Source organism: Leucobacter sp. 7(1) (genome assembly GCF_900163635.1).
GTDB lineage: Bacteria > Actinomycetota > Actinomycetes > Actinomycetales > Microbacteriaceae > Leucobacter.
Genome location: NZ_FUID01000081.1, coordinates 1 through 15,267 on the forward strand (window position 1 = coordinate 1; position 15,267 = coordinate 15,267).

General features: G+C 68.0%; 17 protein-coding genes. 10 read left to right on the top strand and 7 right to left on the bottom strand.

Translation table 11 applies throughout. The features are described 5' to 3' along the window. Positions 1–35: 35 nt before the first annotated feature. Positions 36–1,004 (bottom strand): LysR family transcriptional regulator, encoded by a 969-nt coding sequence (locus FM113_RS15095; protein ID WP_217896030.1) that lies wholly within the window; start codon positions 1,002–1,004, stop codon positions 36–38. Between the two features lie 106 nt (positions 1,005–1,110). Here FM113_RS15095 and FM113_RS15100 point away from each other — a divergent pair, with 106 nt between their 5' ends. The 5 genes from FM113_RS15100 to FM113_RS15120 are packed head-to-tail and all read left to right on the top strand — an operon-like array spanning position 1,111 to position 6,317. Then, positions 1,111–2,469: an MFS transporter gene (locus FM113_RS15100; protein ID WP_087015659.1), complete on the top strand. Its 1,359-nt coding sequence runs from the start codon at positions 1,111–1,113 to the stop codon at positions 2,467–2,469. A 16-nt stretch (positions 2,470–2,485) separates the two neighbouring features. Beyond that, a complete protein-coding gene (locus tag FM113_RS15105) occupies positions 2,486–3,178 on the top strand; it encodes a CoA transferase subunit A (protein WP_217896031.1) in 693 nt (230 codons plus the stop codon). Next, positions 3,162–3,818: a 3-oxoacid CoA-transferase subunit B gene (locus tag FM113_RS15110; RefSeq protein ID WP_217896032.1), complete on the top strand. Its 657-nt coding sequence runs from the start codon at positions 3,162–3,164 to the stop codon at positions 3,816–3,818. Before FM113_RS15105 ends, FM113_RS15110 begins: the two co-directional genes overlap by 17 nt. A 22-nt stretch (positions 3,819–3,840) precedes the next feature. After that, the gene (locus FM113_RS15115) at positions 3,841–5,130 is read left to right on the top strand and encodes an ArgE/DapE family deacylase (RefSeq protein ID WP_087015662.1); all 1,290 of its coding nucleotides are present in this window, start codon (positions 3,841–3,843) and stop codon (positions 5,128–5,130) included. Between the two features lie 2 nt (positions 5,131–5,132). Beyond that, the gene (locus FM113_RS15120) at positions 5,133–6,317 is read left to right on the top strand and encodes a thiolase family protein (protein WP_087015663.1); all 1,185 of its coding nucleotides are present in this window, start codon (positions 5,133–5,135) and stop codon (positions 6,315–6,317) included. Positions 6,318–6,390: 73 nt separating this feature from the next. Here FM113_RS15120 and FM113_RS15125 read toward each other — a convergent pair whose 3' ends face one another. Beyond that, the gene (locus FM113_RS15125; protein WP_087015664.1) at positions 6,391–7,827 is read right to left on the bottom strand and encodes a dicarboxylate/amino acid:cation symporter; all 1,437 of its coding nucleotides are present in this window, start codon (positions 7,825–7,827) and stop codon (positions 6,391–6,393) included. 130 nt (positions 7,828–7,957) lie between these two features. On the opposite strand from FM113_RS15125, the gene FM113_RS15130 reads away from it, so the two are divergent. Both FM113_RS15130 and FM113_RS15135 read left to right on the top strand, forming a co-directional pair. Beyond that, positions 7,958–8,446 (top strand): YajQ family cyclic di-GMP-binding protein, encoded by a 489-nt coding sequence (locus FM113_RS15130; protein WP_087015665.1) that lies wholly within the window; start codon positions 7,958–7,960, stop codon positions 8,444–8,446. A gap of 35 nt (positions 8,447–8,481) precedes the next feature. Further along, positions 8,482–9,222: a hypothetical protein gene (locus FM113_RS15135; protein WP_087015666.1), complete on the top strand. Its 741-nt coding sequence runs from the start codon at positions 8,482–8,484 to the stop codon at positions 9,220–9,222. A gap of 12 nt (positions 9,223–9,234) precedes the next feature. On the opposite strand, the gene FM113_RS15140 is transcribed toward FM113_RS15135, so the two are convergent. The 5 genes from FM113_RS15140 to FM113_RS15160 form a co-directional block, all read right to left on the bottom strand. Continuing rightward, complete coding sequence (locus FM113_RS15140) at positions 9,235–10,431, bottom strand: ABC transporter permease (protein WP_087015667.1); 1,197 nt, start codon at positions 10,429–10,431, stop codon at positions 9,235–9,237. Further along, positions 10,428–11,099, bottom strand: a complete 672-nt coding sequence (locus FM113_RS15145) for an ABC transporter ATP-binding protein (protein WP_087015668.1) — start codon at positions 11,097–11,099, stop codon at positions 10,428–10,430. The genes FM113_RS15140 and FM113_RS15145 overlap by 4 nt, the downstream gene beginning before the upstream one ends. Continuing rightward, on the bottom strand, positions 11,096–11,473 hold the full coding sequence (locus tag FM113_RS15150) for a hypothetical protein (protein WP_087015669.1): 378 nt from the start codon (positions 11,471–11,473) through the stop codon (positions 11,096–11,098). Before FM113_RS15150 ends, FM113_RS15145 begins: the two co-directional genes overlap by 4 nt. A gap of 128 nt (positions 11,474–11,601) precedes the next feature. Continuing rightward, a complete protein-coding gene (locus FM113_RS15155; protein ID WP_087015670.1) occupies positions 11,602–12,192 on the bottom strand; it encodes a peptidoglycan-binding domain-containing protein in 591 nt (196 codons plus the stop codon). Positions 12,193–12,195: 3 nt separating this feature from the next. Then, a complete protein-coding gene (locus tag FM113_RS15160; protein WP_140393388.1) occupies positions 12,196–12,720 on the bottom strand; it encodes a hypothetical protein in 525 nt (174 codons plus the stop codon). Between the two features lie 171 nt (positions 12,721–12,891). On the opposite strand from FM113_RS15160, the gene FM113_RS15165 reads away from it, so the two are divergent. From FM113_RS15165 to FM113_RS15175, 3 genes are read left to right on the top strand one after another with little or no spacing between them, the layout of a single operon-like run. Next, positions 12,892–13,566, top strand: coding sequence for a response regulator transcription factor (locus FM113_RS15165; protein ID WP_087015672.1), 675 nt, complete (start codon positions 12,892–12,894; stop codon positions 13,564–13,566). Then, complete coding sequence (locus tag FM113_RS15170; protein ID WP_087015673.1) at positions 13,553–14,833, top strand: ATP-binding protein; 1,281 nt, start codon at positions 13,553–13,555, stop codon at positions 14,831–14,833. Before FM113_RS15165 ends, FM113_RS15170 begins: the two co-directional genes overlap by 14 nt. Further along, on the top strand, positions 14,830–15,240 hold the full coding sequence (locus FM113_RS15175) for a DUF3151 domain-containing protein (protein ID WP_087015674.1): 411 nt from the start codon (positions 14,830–14,832) through the stop codon (positions 15,238–15,240). Before FM113_RS15170 ends, FM113_RS15175 begins: the two co-directional genes overlap by 4 nt. Positions 15,241–15,267: the final 27 nt, after the last annotated feature.

Here is a 15,267-nt window from a genome sequence, read left to right on the forward strand (position 1 = left end):
AGCGTAGCTACCACTAGCGCGCGGCGGGGCGCGCGCTAGTGGTAGCTACGCTCGCTCAGGGGGGTGGCCGCGATCATGTTTCGGAGTGCGGCAAGGAAAGTTGCCTCGGCGCGATCGAGGCTGCGCTTCGGGCTCGTGACCAGGCAAATGTCGGTGTCTCTGAGCTCGGGCTCCGCGACAACAGGCCACAGGTGCCCGGCCGCGACGTCCGCGCGCGCGACGTGCACGGGGAGTGCGCCGATCCCGAGCCCGGCCGTAATCATGCGGCGCACCTCGAGCAGGTTCGCGGATACCGCGCGGGGTTCGGGGCTCAGATTGGCGCGCTCGCGGAGCTGGCGCACGTGAAAGAGCGGCCCGTTCTCCGCTTCCGTCTGGAATGACACGGCCGGCTGTCCGGCCAGGCGCTCGAGTGGCACCTCGGCCTCGCCGAAGAGCGGGTGGGTGGGGCCGCAGAAGAGGCCGAATCGTTCACGGTAGAGCACTTCGGTATCGAGGCCGGCGGCGTCGTCACCGCGGAGCAAGCACAGGCCGAGGGTCGCGGTGCCCTGGCGCACTCGGCTCACCACCTCGGCGCTGTCGGTGACCGTGACCGTAAAGGTGACCTCGGGGTACTGCTCGGCGAACTCGGCGAGCACCACGTCATAGTGCGGCGAGACGATGTGGCTTGTCGTGGCGATTGTCACGTGGCCGGAGACTTCTCGCTCGGAGGCGGCCAGCAGATTGGGGATTCGTGAGACGGTTCCGAAGACCTCGCGGCCCTGCGCGTAGAGCGCGGCGCCTGCGGGAGTGAGCGCAAAGTGGCCGGGGCGGCGATCAAGCAGGGTCTGGCCGAGTGTGGATTCGAGGCGCTTGAGTGCGCTGGAGACTGTGGGCTGGCTCACGCTCATGAACTCGGCGGCGCGGGTGATCCCTTCCTGCTCCACCACAACGGTGAAGGTGCGCAGCAGGTTCCAGTCAAGGTTCCACACGAACCGTTGCTCATACGGCCGCACAATAATCTCCATTAATAATCACAATGATCAACTATGCATGAAACTGATAATCTCGGTCAAGTCCCCACCGGAATTTCGGTGGCGTGTTCCCTGTCGCATCAAAGGAGATCCGCACTCCATGTCCTCCCCCCAACCGTTCAGTCACCGGCGCGCACTCAAGGCGGGCTTCGCCTCCTTCGTCGGGACCTCGATCGAGTTCTACGACTTCTACGTGTTCGCCACCGCGGCAGCGCTTGTGTTCGGTCCGCTGTTTTTCCCCGAGGTCGAGCCCGGACTTGGCGTGCTCGCGTCCTTCGCGACCTACGCGACCGGCTTCCTCGTGCGCCCGCTCGGCGGAATCATCTTCGGCCATATTGGCGACCGGATCGGCCGCCGCCAGTCGCTTGTGCTCACCCTGGTGTTGATGGGGGTCGCGACGATGCTTGTCGGGTTCCTCCCCACCTTCGAGGCCATCGGCTTTGCCGCTCCGATCCTCCTCGTCGCGCTGCGGATGCTGCAGGGCCTCGCGGTCGGCGGCGAGTGGGGCGGTGCTGTGCTCATGGCTGTGGAGAACGCTCCCGAGAAGTACAAGTCGTTCTATGGCAGCTTCCCCCAGCTCGGCAACCCGATGGGTGCCCTCCTCGCCTCCGGTGTGTTTGCCCTACTGACGCTCGGCGGCCAGGAGTTCATGCTCGACTGGGGCTGGCGGATCCCGTTCCTGCTCTCCGCGGTACTCATCGCGATCGGGTTCTGGGTGCGCATGACCGTCGAGGAAACCCCTGTGTTCCAGGAGGCTCAGGCGCGCCGCAGCGTACTCGATACGCCGCTTGAACTCCCCGCAAAGCTTGCGTTCAAGCGGAACTGGCGGGCGATCCTCATCGGCACTGGCCTCATCGCGGTGTCCTCGGGCGGGTACTACATCATGACAACGTTCATGACGGCGTACGCCACCGGTGACTCGGTGGGGCTGAGCCCCACGCTTGTGCTCAACGCGATGACGTTTGCCTCGTTCTGGCATCTCGTCTCGACCCTGCCGCTCGGCATCGCGGCGGACCGGTGGGGACGCAAGCGGGTGATGGCCATCGGGTTGGTGGTTTCCGTGGCGTTCGTGATCCCCACGTTCCTCGTGCTCGGCCACGCGACCTGGCTGCTGTTTGCGCTGCTGTCGATTGTGCGCGTCACGATGAATGCGACCTGGGCCCCGCTCGCGGCAATCATGTCCCAGATGTATGAGGCCGACTCGCGACAGACGAGCCTGTCGATTGCATACAGTGCAGGATCGGCGATCTGGGGTGGTCTCTCCCCGTTGATCGCTACCGGCCTTTTCCTTGCGACCGGGTCGATCTGGAGTGTCATCGCCTTCTACATTCTGCTGACCGCGGTGGCCCTCGTGAGCCTCAAACTCGCCCCGGAGATTCGGGACGATGTGCTGGAACCCGAGGGAGCCGAGCCGGGCAGCAGCCCGAGCCAGGCACCCGCATCTCAGGAATCCCGATAGGACACAGGACGCGATCATGCCACTTCCCACAAAATACGCGGCCGCGGTCGACGCGATCGCGGAGATCGGCGACGGTGCCACGGTGATGCTCGGGGGCTTTGGGGTGCCCGGCACCCCGTTTCGGCTCATCGCGGAGCTTGTGCGCCGCGGCCCGCGCGGCCTCACGATCATCAAGAACGACGCGAACGAGGCGGGCATGGGTGTTGATCTGCTGCTCGCCAACGGCCAGGTGGATCGCCTCATCGCGACGCATATCGGGCTCAACCCGAACGCGATGCGGCTCATGAATGAGGGCGAGCTGCGCGTCGACTTCGTACCCCAAGGCATCCTCGCCGAGCGGATCCGTGCCGCCGGCTCCGGATTGCTCGGGATCGTCACCGACATTGGTATGGGGACGGAGCTTGAATCGGGCACGGAGCGCGTGGCTGTGGCCGGCCAGACCGCACTGTTCGAGCCGGCGCTTCGCGCCGACTTCGCGCTCGTGCACGCGGCGGAGGCCGACCCGTTCGGAAACCTCCGTTTTGCCGGATCGGCGCGCAACTTCAATCCCCTCATGGCGATGGCCGCGGACCGCACCATCGTCGAGGCCGAGCGCATCGTCGGCCTCGGCGCGATCCCGGCCGAGGACGCGCACCTGCCCGGCGCGTTTGTCGATCACGTCACCCCCATCACCACCCTCCCGGAGGTCTACGATGTCGTTCAACGCTAAGGAACGGATGCTGCGCCGCGCTGCCGCTGACGTGGCCCCCGGAATGACGGTCAACCTCGGGATCGGGCTCCCCACCCAGGTGCTGGCGCATTTGGATCCGGCGCTCCCCGTCTGCGTCCACTCCGAGAACGGGATCGTGGGGGCCGGTCCGGTCGCCCCGGCCGGATCCGAGGAGCGCACGCTCATTGACTCTGGCGGGGCCTATCTCAGCAGGGTTCCTGGAACGAGCTTCTGCGATAGCTCCGTGAGCTTCGCGATCGTGCGCTCCGGGCGGCTCGATCTGACGCTGCTGGGCGCGTTCCAGGTCGCCGCCAACGGTGACCTGGCGAACTGGCGAATCCCCGGTAAGCAGGCCCCGGGCGTGGGCGGTGCGATCGAGCTCGCCCAGAAAGCGCGGCGCGTGGCGGTGATCATGACGCACGTCGACCGGACGGGGGCTTCGAAGATCGTCGAGGCCTGCACGCTGCCGCTCACGGCGCGCGGACACGTGAGCCGGATCTATACGGACCTCGCCGTGATCGACGTCACCCCCGCCGGGCTCGCGCTTGTCGAGGTCGCAGAGGGCGTGACACCCGACGATGTTGTGGCCCGCACCGCCGCCCCGCTCGCCGTGCCCAGCGGCGAACTGCCCCGTTTCTGAACCCACCCAGCAAAGGATGCTCATGGACATCACGCCGGACACGATCCGCACCACGGTCGACACGCTTTTCGATCGGGAAGTCGCTTTTCTCACCGAACTCGTGCGACACCCCTCACTGCGCGGCGCCGAGCGCTCTGCGCAGGACTTCATCGCCGAAGAGCTCGGCGATTGCGGCTTCGAGGTGGATCGCTGGGAAGTGCGTACCGAAGACATCGCGGGGTTGCCCGGATACTCCGCGGTCGAAGCGCCGTACACGGATGCGCCAAACGTGGTGGGAGCACTGCGCAGCCGCACCCGCACCGGGCGCAGTCTGATCCTGAACGGGCACGTCGACGTCGTGCCGACAGGCCCGCTCGACATGTGGGCGCACGATCCCTTCGCGCCCGAGGTCTCGGGAGACTGGCTCTCGGGTCGCGGCGGCGGCGACATGAAAGCCGGACTCGCCTCGAACCTGTTCGCCCTCGAGGCGCTGCGGATGCTGGGGCAGCGTCCCGCCGCCGATGTGTTCTACCAGTCGGTGGTTGAAGAAGAGTGCACCGGCAATGGCGCGCTCGCCTGCCTGCAGCGCGGGTACCGGGCCGACGCGGCGCTGATCTCGGAGCCGTTCAGCGAGCACCTCGTCTCGGCGCAGGTGGGAGTGCTGTGGTTCCAGGTGCACCTGCGCGGGCGGCCCACTCACGTCGCGTACGCGGGGAGCGGGGCGAACGCGATCGAGGCGGCGTTCCCGCTCGTCGCGGCCCTGCACGAGCTCGAGGCGGATCGCAACGCTCCGGAGCGCCGCCACTCCGAGTTCGCGGACGCGGAGCACGCACTGAACCTGAACATCGGCAAGATCGTCGGTGGCGACTGGGCCAGCTCCGTACCAGCGTGGTGTAGTTTCGATGCGCGCATGGGACTCTTCCCGGGTGAGGATCTCGCCGAGCTGAAGGCCGCCATCGAGGAGACGATTCGTGTGGCCGCGGCCGCCCACCCGTTCCTCGCCAACAGCCTGCCAGAGATCACGTACTTCGGCTTCGCCGCCGAGGGGTACGCGCTCGCCGATGATGCTCGGCCCACGACCCGAGCCGCCGAGGTTGCGCTGCGCACCGCCCACCAGACCGCGGCCGGAGCGGAGCTGGAACTCGAAGCGATCACCGCGACTACCGACGCGCGGTTCTTCGGTCTCTATGCGGACACTCCGGCGCTCGTCTACGGGCCGAAGGCGGAATCGATTCACGGTTTTGACGAGCGCGTTGATCTGGAGTCTGTACGCCGTGTCACCCAGACGACGGCCCTGTTTATCGCCGACTGGTGCGGCCTGGAAGGAATCTAGTGATGTCCGAAACCGCAGTGATTGTTGCCACCGCACGCACGCCGATCGCCAAGGCGTATCGCGGGTCCTACAACTCCGTGCAGGTCCCGGTCCTCGCCGCGCACGCGCTGCGCGCCGCGGTCGACCGGGCCGGGCTTGAGGGCGGCGAGGTTGAGGACCTCACACTCGGCTGCGCGCTCACCCAGGGCTCAGCCGCGGTGAACGTGGCCCGGCACGCGGTCTTCGCCGCAGGGCTGCCCGACTCCGTGCCGGCCGCCACGATCGATCGGCAGTGCGCCTCCGGACTGAGCGCGATGGCGACAGCCGCGAATCAGATCCGCACCGGTGAGGCGCGGATCGCCCTCGCCGGCGGCGTGGACAGCGTCTCACTTGTACAGAATTCCCACTGGAACGACCACGAGTTCCGGATTGCGAGCGTGCGCGACGGCTACTACCTGAGCATGCTGGAGACCGCGGATCTTGTCGCCAGAAAGTATGGGGTGAGCCGCGAGGCGCAGGACGCGTACGCGCTGCTGAGTCAGCAGCGCACCGCGGCCGCGCAGGCCTCGGGCATCTTTGCCGAGGAAATCGTGCCCGTTGACGCCGTACAACGGGTGGCGGATCGGGAGACCCGCGCCGAGCGCGCGGTCGCGGTCACCCTGAACCGCGACGAGTGCAATCGCCCTGGGACCACGGCGGCCGGCCTCGCCGGCCTCGCCCCGGTGCTCGGGGCGGAGTCCACGGTGACCGCGGGGAACTCGTCACAGCTTTCCGACGGCGCGGCTGCATCCGTGCTGATGTCGGAGGCGGAAGCGAGTCGCCGTGGCCTCGCACCGCTCGGGATTTTCCGAGGCATGCGCTCTGTCGGGCTCGCTCCGGAGGAGATGGGGCTCGGTCCCGCGCTCGCGATCCCCGCGCTGCTCGCGGACCACGGCCTGGGGGTCGACGACATCGATCTGTGGGAGATCAACGAGGCGTTCGCATCGCAGCTCGTGGAGTGCCGCGACCGGCTGGGTATCCCGGACGAGAAGCTCAATGTCAACGGTGGCGCGATCTCGATCGGGCATCCGTACGGCATGAGCGGGGCACGGATGGTGGGTCATGCCCTGCTGGAGGGCCGCCGCCGCGGTGCACGCTTTGCCGTCGTGAGCATGTGCGTGGGCTGGGGCATGGGCTCCGCCGCGCTGCTCGAGATCCTGCCCGAGTAGGGCGCGGCCGGGACTGGAACGCACGAAACTCCCCGGAGCATGATGCCCCGGGGAGTTTCGTGTGCGGTGTCGCCTAGCGCGTGGCGTCCGCGGGAACCGGCTCGATGCTTGAGGCTGGCTCTGCGGTCGGGGACAGCTCCGCGTCCACGTCTTCGTTATCAAAGGCCTGGCCGCGGCGCGGGGCGTCGTAGAGGTCCTGATCGAGGATTCCCTCGCGCTTTGCGACGATGGCGGGGACGAGCGCCTGGCCCGCGACGTTGACCGCGGTGCGACCCATGTCGATGATCGGGTCGACAGCGAGCAGCAGGCCGACCCCCTCGAGCGGCAGGCCGAGCGTCGACAGGGTGAGCGTCAGCATCACCGTCGCGCCCGTGGTCCCGGCGGTTGCGGCCGAGCCGACCACGGAGACAAGCACGATCAGCAGGTACTGCACAAGCGTGAGCTCGATCCCGAAGAACTGGGCAATGAAGATCGCGGCGACAGCCGGGTAGATCGCAGCGCAGCCGTCCATCTTGGTGGTGGCGCCGAGCGGCACCGCGAACGAGGCATAGCCGCGGGGCACGCCGAGGTTGCGCTCCGTCACGCGCTGCGTGAGCGGAAGCGTGCCGATCGAGGAGCGGCTGACGAATCCAAGCTGCACCGCGGGCCACACGCCGGAGAAGTACTGCTTCACGGACAGGCCGTGCGCGCGGACGAGGATCGGGTAGACCACGAACAAGACAAGCGCCAAGCCGAGGTAGAGCACCACGACAAACCAGGTGAGCGAGCCCATCTTGCTCCAGCCGTATTCGGCGACCGCGTTGCCGATCAGGCCGATCGTGCCGAGCGGAGCGATCCGGATGATCCACCACAGCACCTTCTGGATGATGGCGAGGGCCGACTCGGTGAGGCGGATAAACGGTTCTGCCTTTTCGCCGATCTTCAGCGCGGCGATGCCGACGGCGACCGAGATCACGATGACCTGGAGCACGTTGAAGCTGGGGCTCGCGCTGAGGGTGCCCGCCTCGACGTCAATGGAGCCGCCGACAGTGAGGCCGAGGAAGTTGCTGGGGACCAGCCCCGTGAGGAAGTTCCACCAGGTGCCCACGGTGTACGGGTCGCCCGTGGTGAGCTCGCTCTGCGAGGCAGAGGCACCCGGGCGGAGCACAACACCGAGCACGATGCCGATCGTGACGGCGATGAGCGCGGTAATCGCGAACCATATGAGCGTCTGGCCGGCAAGGCGCGCGGCGTTGGTGACCTTGCGCAGGCCGACGATGCTCGACACGATCGCCGTGAAGATGAGGGGCACGACCGCCGCGCGCAACAGCGAGACGTAGCTGCCGCCGATTGTCGCGAGTGTGGCGTGCAGGCCGTTCGGGTTGCCCTCGGCGTCGGCGCCGAGGGACATCGCGACCCCGCCAAGGATCAGGCCGAGCACAAGCGCGGCGAGGATCTGCCACCCGAAGGAGGTGACCCAGCGGGGGAGGCGGCGCGTGGGCGTCGCGGGGGAAGCGGGGGAGGCGGTCATAGAGCGGGAGTCCTTTGCGGCTCGGGGATGCGTCGGCGCGGGGGCCACCGAGAGTGTAGCAACATATTCGCTTTGGTTATTCCAGGTATTGCTAAATGTGTCGCCGTGCGGTGTCGGTATGCTGGGGGGTATGGCTGATTCTTCGTTTGACGTGGTGAGCAAGATCGACTCGATGGAGGTCGAGAATGCGGTGAACCAGGCCCGCAAGGAGGTCGAGCAGCGCTACGACTTCAAGGGTGTGGGCGCGGATATCTCGCTGAGTGGCGAGACGATCCTCATTAAGGCGAACACTGAGGAGCGCGCCACCGCGGTCCTCGACGTGCTCCAGTCCAAGTTCATCAAGCGCTCGCTGTCGTTGAAGTCGCTCGACACGGGCGAACCCTTCCCCAGCGGCAAGGAGTACCGGATCGAGTCGAAGCTGAAAGAGGGCATCGACCAGGCGACCGCGAAGAAGCTCAACAAGCTGATCCGGGACGAGGGCCCCAAGAGTGTGAAGTCGCAGATCCAGGGCGACGAGCTCCGCGTTTCCTCGAAGAGCCGCGACGATTTGCAGGCCACGATGGCGCTGCTGAAGGGCGCGGACATCGATGTCGCCCTGCAGTTCGTTAACTACCGCTAGCCGGCACCCGCGGGGCGGGCAGAATCGGGGGAATCATGCAGCAGCGTCGGATCATGGCGGCCCTTGCGGCCGTCGTCCTTGCCGCCGGGCTGAGCGCGTGTGCGCCAGAGCCGGTCACGCCTCCGAAACCCACAACTTCGGCCCCACCGACGACCGCACCCCCGAGCCCCTCGGAGACGCCCGCGCCCACGACGGAGGCACCGACTACGCCGCCGCCCGCGCCGTGGGAGCGGTTCACTGACCCCCGGATCACCCACTCCTTTGAGATCCCGCCCGGGTGGAGCGTGCAAGATCTGGGGTCCCCGAACGATATGGGGATCGTGCAGCTCGGCGTGTTCGATCCGGCCGGCACCCAGCGGCTCGTGTTCATGAACCAGGTGCAGGGGCTTGGCGGGGCCTGCGGCGCGCTCCCCCCGCTGGCTGTCGAAGAGCTTGCGGCGCAGTCCGTCGACATCCCGGGGTATGTCCCGACCGCAGACACCACGGGGCTCCAGCTTGTCGGTCCGAAGGTTGTATTCCGAGCCGCTCCGGTCGCGGAGGGCGTGATCGCGAGCCTCGCGCTCGCCGACGATGTGCTGCCCGAGTACTGCATGTACTACAACCTGCTCCACACCGACGCGGGTCCGCTCCTGTTCGCGACGCGGTTGCAGGTCGACAACTACGACCCGAGCTCGCAGTGGCTGTTCGGCTCGATGGAGGAGGCCCGCGCCTACCAGCAGAGCGAGGACTACGCGCAGCTCGTGAGAATCCTGGGCTCGCTCCGTATCGCTGGGTAGTCGGCATACTCGCTACCCGCTGAGCGCGACAGTCGGAGATACCTGAGCCGCACGCCAGGCCGGCAGGATCCCTGCGAGCGCCCCCACCACGAGTGTGGCGCCGATTGCCGCCACGGGCACAAACGCGGGGAGCGCAAACGGCCAACCACCGGAGGCCGCGAACCCGGCCGTGATCAGGGCCCCCAGCCCGGCACCGGCCACGCCGCCCAGGGCCGAGAGCACGAGCGCCTCGCCGAGGAACTGGCGCCGGATATGCGAGCGGCGGGCACCAATCGCGCGCCGCAAGCCGATCTCGCGTCGCCGCTCCATGACCGAGATGATCATTGTGTTGGCGACCCCGATTCCGCCTACCAGGAGGCCCAGCGAGCCGAGCCCCAGCAGCAGGCCGGTGAAGGTCTCGTCGGCGGCGCCCTTCGCGGCGAGCGCGTCGGACGGCCTAGATACCTTGACAGCCTCGGGGCGCTCGGGCCCGATCGTCTTCGGCAGCAGCTCGCGCGTCTTCGTCAGTGTCTCCTCCTCGGCGCGCAGGTAGAGTCGCGTGGGCGATCCGTCGTACCCGAGACGTTCCTGGGCGACGCCCACGCCCACAATTGCGCTGGTGTCGAGTTCGGGGGCGAGCTCAACGGGCGCGAGGATCCCGAGCACCGAGAACTGTTGGTCACCCAACCAAATCAGTGTGCCGGGGTGCTCGATGCCGAGTTGCTTCGCGGCGGCAGAACCCAGCACCACGGTGGGATAGTTCGCCGTGGCGTCGTTGAACCAGGATCCGGCGCGCAACGTGGCCCCCAGCACTCCGAGCAGCGCGGTGTCCGCGGCCCGCACCGCGAGCCCGCCGCTTTGCGCCGCGGGGATGAGATTGCTGCGGTACACCCGCGCGTTCTTGAGCTCACCGACACCAGCGGAATCGAGGGCACCCGGAACGCGCGCGGCGCGGCCCGTCGCGTCCTGGGCCAGGGGCGTCTCGCTCCCGAAGAGATCGGTGCCAGCCTCCACCGTCAGTAAATTGGTGCCGAGCGCGTCAAGCTGCTGTTGCAGCTTCGCCTGGCTGGACGCCGAAATGCCGAGTACCGCCACCATCGCGGCGATGCCGATCGCGATGCCGAGGGCCGAGAGGATCGCCCGCAGCGGTCGCGCACGGATCCCGGAGGTGCTGAGGGCGAGCAGATCGACGCCGCGCAGCCGCGAGCGTTCCTGGAAAGCGCGGGTCATGCGGGGTCTCCATCCGAGTGTAGTTGCCCGTCGATCACGCGCACGCGGCGCGGCAGTGAGGCCGCGAGCTCGCGGTCGTGCGTAATCATGACGATCGTGGTGCCCGACTCGTTGAGCTGGTGCAGCAAGCGCAGCACGCTGCCGCCCGAGGCCTGGTCGAGGTTGCCCGTCGGCTCGTCGGCCAGCAGGATCTCGGGGCGACCGACAGTCGCCCGCGCGATCGCGACACGCTGCCGCTCGCCGCCCGAGAGTTGGTGGGGCCGGTGCAGCATCCGGTGGCCGAGCCCGACGCGCTCGAGCGCGGCAGCGGCTTCCTTCCGGCGGGCGCTGCGGGACTTTCCGCGGTAGAGCAGCCCGTCGCCCACATTGTCGAGCGCTGAGCGGCCGTCAGTGAGATGGAACTGCTGGAAGACAAAGCCGATGCGGTGCCCGCGCACGTCTGAGAGTGCATTGTCGCTGAGCTCGGATACGTCGCGCCCCGCGATCCTGACCCGCCCGGTGGTGGGGCGGTCGAGGGTGCCGAGCACGTTGAGTAGCGTCGATTTTCCGGATCCCGAGGGGCCGACGATTCCGAGAAACTCGCCGGCCTCGACGTGCAGATCGATCCCGCGCAGCACCTCGGTGGGTGGGCTGCCGAAGCTGCGGGTAATGCCTTCAAGGGTGATCATGATTCGGGCACCACGACTTTCATGCCGGCCTTGAGTCCCTTGCCCGAGACCTCCACGAGGCCGCCGGCAAAGAGCCCGGTTTCGACCGCGACCTGTGTGGTGCCGGATCGCCCAGATTTCTTGGAGCTGCCCGACTTGCCAGACTGCACAACCTCGACCCCGTACCCGCCACCGGGCAGCGCGAGCAGCGCCCCGACCGGTACCGAGAGCACGTCTTCCCGGGTCTCGCTTGTGAACGAGACACGCACGGTGGCGCGGTCGATGGACGCGGCATCGTCGGGGGTGTCGAGGGTGACGGTGACCGGGATGACCGGGGCGGACTCGCCGCCGCCACCCTGTGGCCCCTTGTCGTCGGGCTCGCGCGGCGGATCCACCGCGGTGACGGTTCCCGTGGTCTTCGCACCGCCGGGCAGCTCAACCTCAACCGTCGCGCCGACAACCGCGAGCTTTTGTTGCGCGAGCTTCAGGTTGACCGTGACGCTTTTCCCCAGCTCGGTGACGCTCAGAATGTCGGTGCCGGGAGCCGACTGCGCGCCGACCGCGAGCTTTGCGGAGGCGATCCGGAGCGGCCCGGGGGAGAAAAAACCTCTCCGAGGCCGATCTCGCCGGTTTTCTCGCGACCGTTTGCTTCCTGCCAGAGCCGGATCCCGACGCGCGTGTTTTCGTCGAAGATCTCGTCGGCCTCCGACCAGAAGTAGCCGAGCTCGGCGAGGGACGCTTCGAGCTGCTGCACGTCGGGGCCGTTCGCCATGCCCAGGGCAAATGCCCGCCACTGCGGCAGCGCCCCCGTCATGAGGATCACGGGCACGTTGTCGACCGCAAATAGCTCGCCGCCCACCCCGACCGTGGACCCCGCGGGGGCGAGCGCGGTCAGCGTGCCCGCCCCTCCCGAGATCGACCGTTCGCCCACATACCCGAGGTTCCCCTGCACGAGCGTCTGCTCGGAGAGGTTGCCGCGCACGACCTCGGCGGTGCTGCGGGGAGGCGTCTTCGCAACGTCGGGGGCGGGCGTGGGGCGGGCGATTATGAAGCCAGTGGTGGCGAGCCCCGCGACGGCGACGGCCGCGGCCACGCCAATCCAAATCTTGCGCACCGGTTACCCCGCGCTCATGGAGACACTTGCGCCGCCGGCAAGCCCGCAGGCCTCCATCGCCTCTTCGGGGATTGTCTCGTCGAGGGTCAGGCCGCTGCCCTCGGTGGGATCCTCGACATCGACGCCCTGTTCGCGCAGGCACTCGGTGAGTTCGAGCGTGCTCTTGCGCATGTCTTCCTCGGTGAGGGGCTTTCCATCCGGGCCGGTGGGCGGCGGGGGATCACCGATCTTGCCGCGGCAGGTTTCGTCAGCTGCAGTGAACACATCCATGCCACCGAGCTCATCGATGTTGAGCGCTTCCATCATCCCGTTGGAATCCGGAACTGGATCAGGGTAGTCGATGCCCTCGCCTTGCATGCAGCCGGCGTACTTCACCGACCACGACTGGATATCGGCCGTGGAATCGGTGCCGCCGCCGGAGCCCGTCGCGTCACCCTCGGGGGCTGTGGCGGAGCAGCCCGAGAGCAGCAGCGCCGCCACAGGGAGCGCGAGGAGCATGCTGCGGCTCCAGGTTTGAGTACGCGTCATGGGGTTTCCTTTCTTCGGAGGATCGGTTGCGAGGGCAACCGGACACAAGTTCACCGCGCGGCCGGTTGCGAGGGTGTCTGCAAAAACGCAGATCATTTCCTTATGTCCGTCGTGTTTGACTGTGCGGAGTACTGGGGGCTGCTTGTGCCCGCGGGGAGACGGAAGAGTGTTATGCGGGTGTTGATAGTCGAGGACGAGGCGTATTTGGCCGAGGCCGTGCAGACTGTGCTGCGGCGCGCCTCGATCGCCGCCGATATCGCGCTCGACGGCGAGGCCGCGGTCGAGATCCTGGGGCACACCGAGTACGACGTGATGCTGCTCGATCGGGATCTCCCAGGCATGCACGGAGACAACGTGTGCCGCTGGGCGGTCGCCAACGTTCCCGGCACGCGTGTGCTGATGCTCACCGCGGCCGGCCAGCTCGAGGACAAAGTCGACGGCTTCGCGCTCGGGGCGGACGACTACCTCGCCAAACCCTTCGACTTTCCTGAGCTGATCGCCCGGTTGCAGGCCCTGCACCGCCGCAACGCGGCGTCGCTGCCGCCCGTGCTCGAGGCGCACGGGGTCACTCTCGACCCGTTTCGCCAAGAAGTGTTTCGCGACGGCAAGTACGTGCGCCTCAGCCGCAAGGAATTCGCGCTGCTGTGCGTGCTCATGGAGGCAAGCGGCGGCGTGCTGAGCGCGGAGCAGCTGCTCGAACGGGCGTGGGACGAAAACGCCGACCCGTTTACCAACGCGATCCGGGTCACGGTCTCGACGCTGCGCAAGCGCCTCGGCGAGCCGCGCATGATCCACACCGTTGCTGGTGTGGGCTACCGGGTGGGGGCCGCTGATGGCGCCCCGTAAGGCTGGCCGGTTCCGGCTCACTATTCGGGCCCGAATCACGCTCAGTGTCGCGCTCCTCATTGCGCTCGGCGGCGGCATCATCGTCGTGGGCCTCAATGTCTTTATGCGCTACGGGCCCGTGTGGGCGCTCCCGTCGGTGCCGGCAGCGACAACTCGGGTGCCCGACGACCTCCTGGCGTCGCAGGTGCAGATATCGGGAGAGGCGACCGCCTACGCAGAGCTGGACGGCTTGGAGGGGTTCGCCGCAACAATCCCCTCCCTCGAGATTCGTGACGCATCAGACGTGCTTGGCACACTGCTCGGTTCCTCGGTCATCGTGCTGTGCGTGATTGTCGTGTTGGGATCCCTCGCCGCCTGGGTGCTCGCGGGGAGAGTGCTCTCGCCGCTGCACGAGATCAACGCGGCGGCCCGATCCGCGACGCCCACCAGGCTGGATCGGCGCGTGGGCCTGCGGGGCCCCCGCGACGAACTCACCGACCTCTCCGACACCCTCGACGAGATGCTTGAGCGGCTCGAACACGCGTTCCGAGCCCAGCAACTCTTCGCGGCAAACGCCTCGCACGAGCTGCGCACCCCCCTGGCCACCGAAAAGGCGATGCTCGACATGCTGCTCGACGGGCCCGAGCCGACCCCGGCCGAGTACCGCGCGGTGGCCGAGCGGCTGCGCGAGGTCAACCGCCGCAGCATCGCGATGGGGGAGGCCCTCCTCGAACTCACGCGCGCTCAGGTGGGGATGGGCGGCGGGGAAGCGCTCGAACTGGCCCCGCACCGGGCCACCGAAATTTTGGCCGAGCCACTCGAGCGGGCGCGCGCGCGAGCCGTTGAGCACGATATGCGGGTTGTTACCGACGTCACCCCGCACGAGCTGCCCGCCAAACCCGAGGTCCTGGGGCGCCTTCTTGACAACCTGCTCGGCAACGCGATCCGGCACGGAATCAGCGGCACGACGGTGCGGCTGACCTGGCTGCCCGACGGAGACGAATCGGTGCTTGTGGTGCGCAACAGCGCGACGCCGCTCGACCGTGAGACCCGCGAGCGCCTCCACGAGCCGTTCGTGAGGGGCGGCGGACGCGTGCGCGCCGAATCCGGAAGCGGCCTCGGGCTCGCGATCGCCGCCGCGGTCGCGCAGGCACACGGTGGCACACTGCAAGTCGCGGATCCGGAGGGCCGTCTGTGCCCAGCGCAGGAGTCCAAGGAGCCCGATGAGGAGTTCATCGTCGAGGTTCGGCTCCCGCTCAGAGCCCGAATCGATACACTGACGCCATGATCGGTGAGAACCTCCTCGGCCCTGAACCCACCCTCCTCGCACCCGAGCCGGAGGTGTCAGCTGCGCTCGCCGCGGGGACCGATCCGGAGACGGTCGTGCGCGCGTACCCTGAGTCGCCGCTGGCCTGGGTGGAGCTGGCGGATGCCGCGGCCGCCGAGGGACGCGAGATCGAGGCCTACGCGTTTGCGCGCGTCGGCTACCACCGTGGGCTCGACCGCCTGCGGAAGTCGGGCTGGCGCGGCGCCGGGCCGGTGCCCTGGGCCCACGAACCGAACCGCGGCGTACTGCGCGCCCTGTACGCGCTGCGTCGTGGCGCGATCGCGATCGGTGAAGCGGGCGAGATCGAGCGCCTGACCGACTTCCTCGTCGGCGCGGACCCCGAGGCGATCGCCGCGATCGAGGCGTAGCGGGCCCGGGCCCGGGCCTGCGCGGGA

What these genes read in the sequence shown, in the direction of transcription:
- FM113_RS15165 (WP_087015672.1), top strand. Translation starts at nt 12,892, where the DNA reads ATGCGGGTGTTGATAGTCGAGGACGAGGCGTATTTGGCCGAGGCCGTG.
- FM113_RS15120 (WP_087015663.1), top strand. Translation starts at nt 5,133, where the DNA reads ATGTCCGAAACCGCAGTGATTGTTGCCACCGCACGCACGCCGATCGCC.
- FM113_RS15135 (WP_087015666.1), top strand. Translation starts at nt 8,482, where the DNA reads ATGCAGCAGCGTCGGATCATGGCGGCCCTTGCGGCCGTCGTCCTTGCC.
- FM113_RS15170 (WP_087015673.1), top strand. Translation starts at nt 13,553, where the DNA reads ATGGCGCCCCGTAAGGCTGGCCGGTTCCGGCTCACTATTCGGGCCCGA.
- FM113_RS15130 (WP_087015665.1), top strand. Translation starts at nt 7,958, where the DNA reads ATGGCTGATTCTTCGTTTGACGTGGTGAGCAAGATCGACTCGATGGAG.
- FM113_RS15110 (WP_217896032.1), top strand. Translation starts at nt 3,162, where the DNA reads ATGTCGTTCAACGCTAAGGAACGGATGCTGCGCCGCGCTGCCGCTGAC.
- FM113_RS15145 (WP_087015668.1), bottom strand. Translation starts at nt 11,099, where the DNA reads ATGATCACCCTTGAAGGCATTACCCGCAGCTTCGGCAGCCCACCCACC.
- FM113_RS15100 (WP_087015659.1), top strand. Translation starts at nt 1,111, where the DNA reads ATGTCCTCCCCCCAACCGTTCAGTCACCGGCGCGCACTCAAGGCGGGC.
- FM113_RS15175 (WP_087015674.1), top strand. Translation starts at nt 14,830, where the DNA reads ATGATCGGTGAGAACCTCCTCGGCCCTGAACCCACCCTCCTCGCACCC.
- FM113_RS15115 (WP_087015662.1), top strand. Translation starts at nt 3,841, where the DNA reads ATGGACATCACGCCGGACACGATCCGCACCACGGTCGACACGCTTTTC.
- FM113_RS15140 (WP_087015667.1), bottom strand. Translation starts at nt 10,431, where the DNA reads ATGACCCGCGCTTTCCAGGAACGCTCGCGGCTGCGCGGCGTCGATCTG.
- FM113_RS15160 (WP_140393388.1), bottom strand. Translation starts at nt 12,720, where the DNA reads ATGACGCGTACTCAAACCTGGAGCCGCAGCATGCTCCTCGCGCTCCCT.
- FM113_RS15105 (WP_217896031.1), top strand. Translation starts at nt 2,486, where the DNA reads ATGCCACTTCCCACAAAATACGCGGCCGCGGTCGACGCGATCGCGGAG.
- FM113_RS15095 (WP_217896030.1), bottom strand. Translation starts at nt 1,004, where the DNA reads ATGGAGATTATTGTGCGGCCGTATGAGCAACGGTTCGTGTGGAACCTT.
- FM113_RS15125 (WP_087015664.1), bottom strand. Translation starts at nt 7,827, where the DNA reads ATGACCGCCTCCCCCGCTTCCCCCGCGACGCCCACGCGCCGCCTCCCC.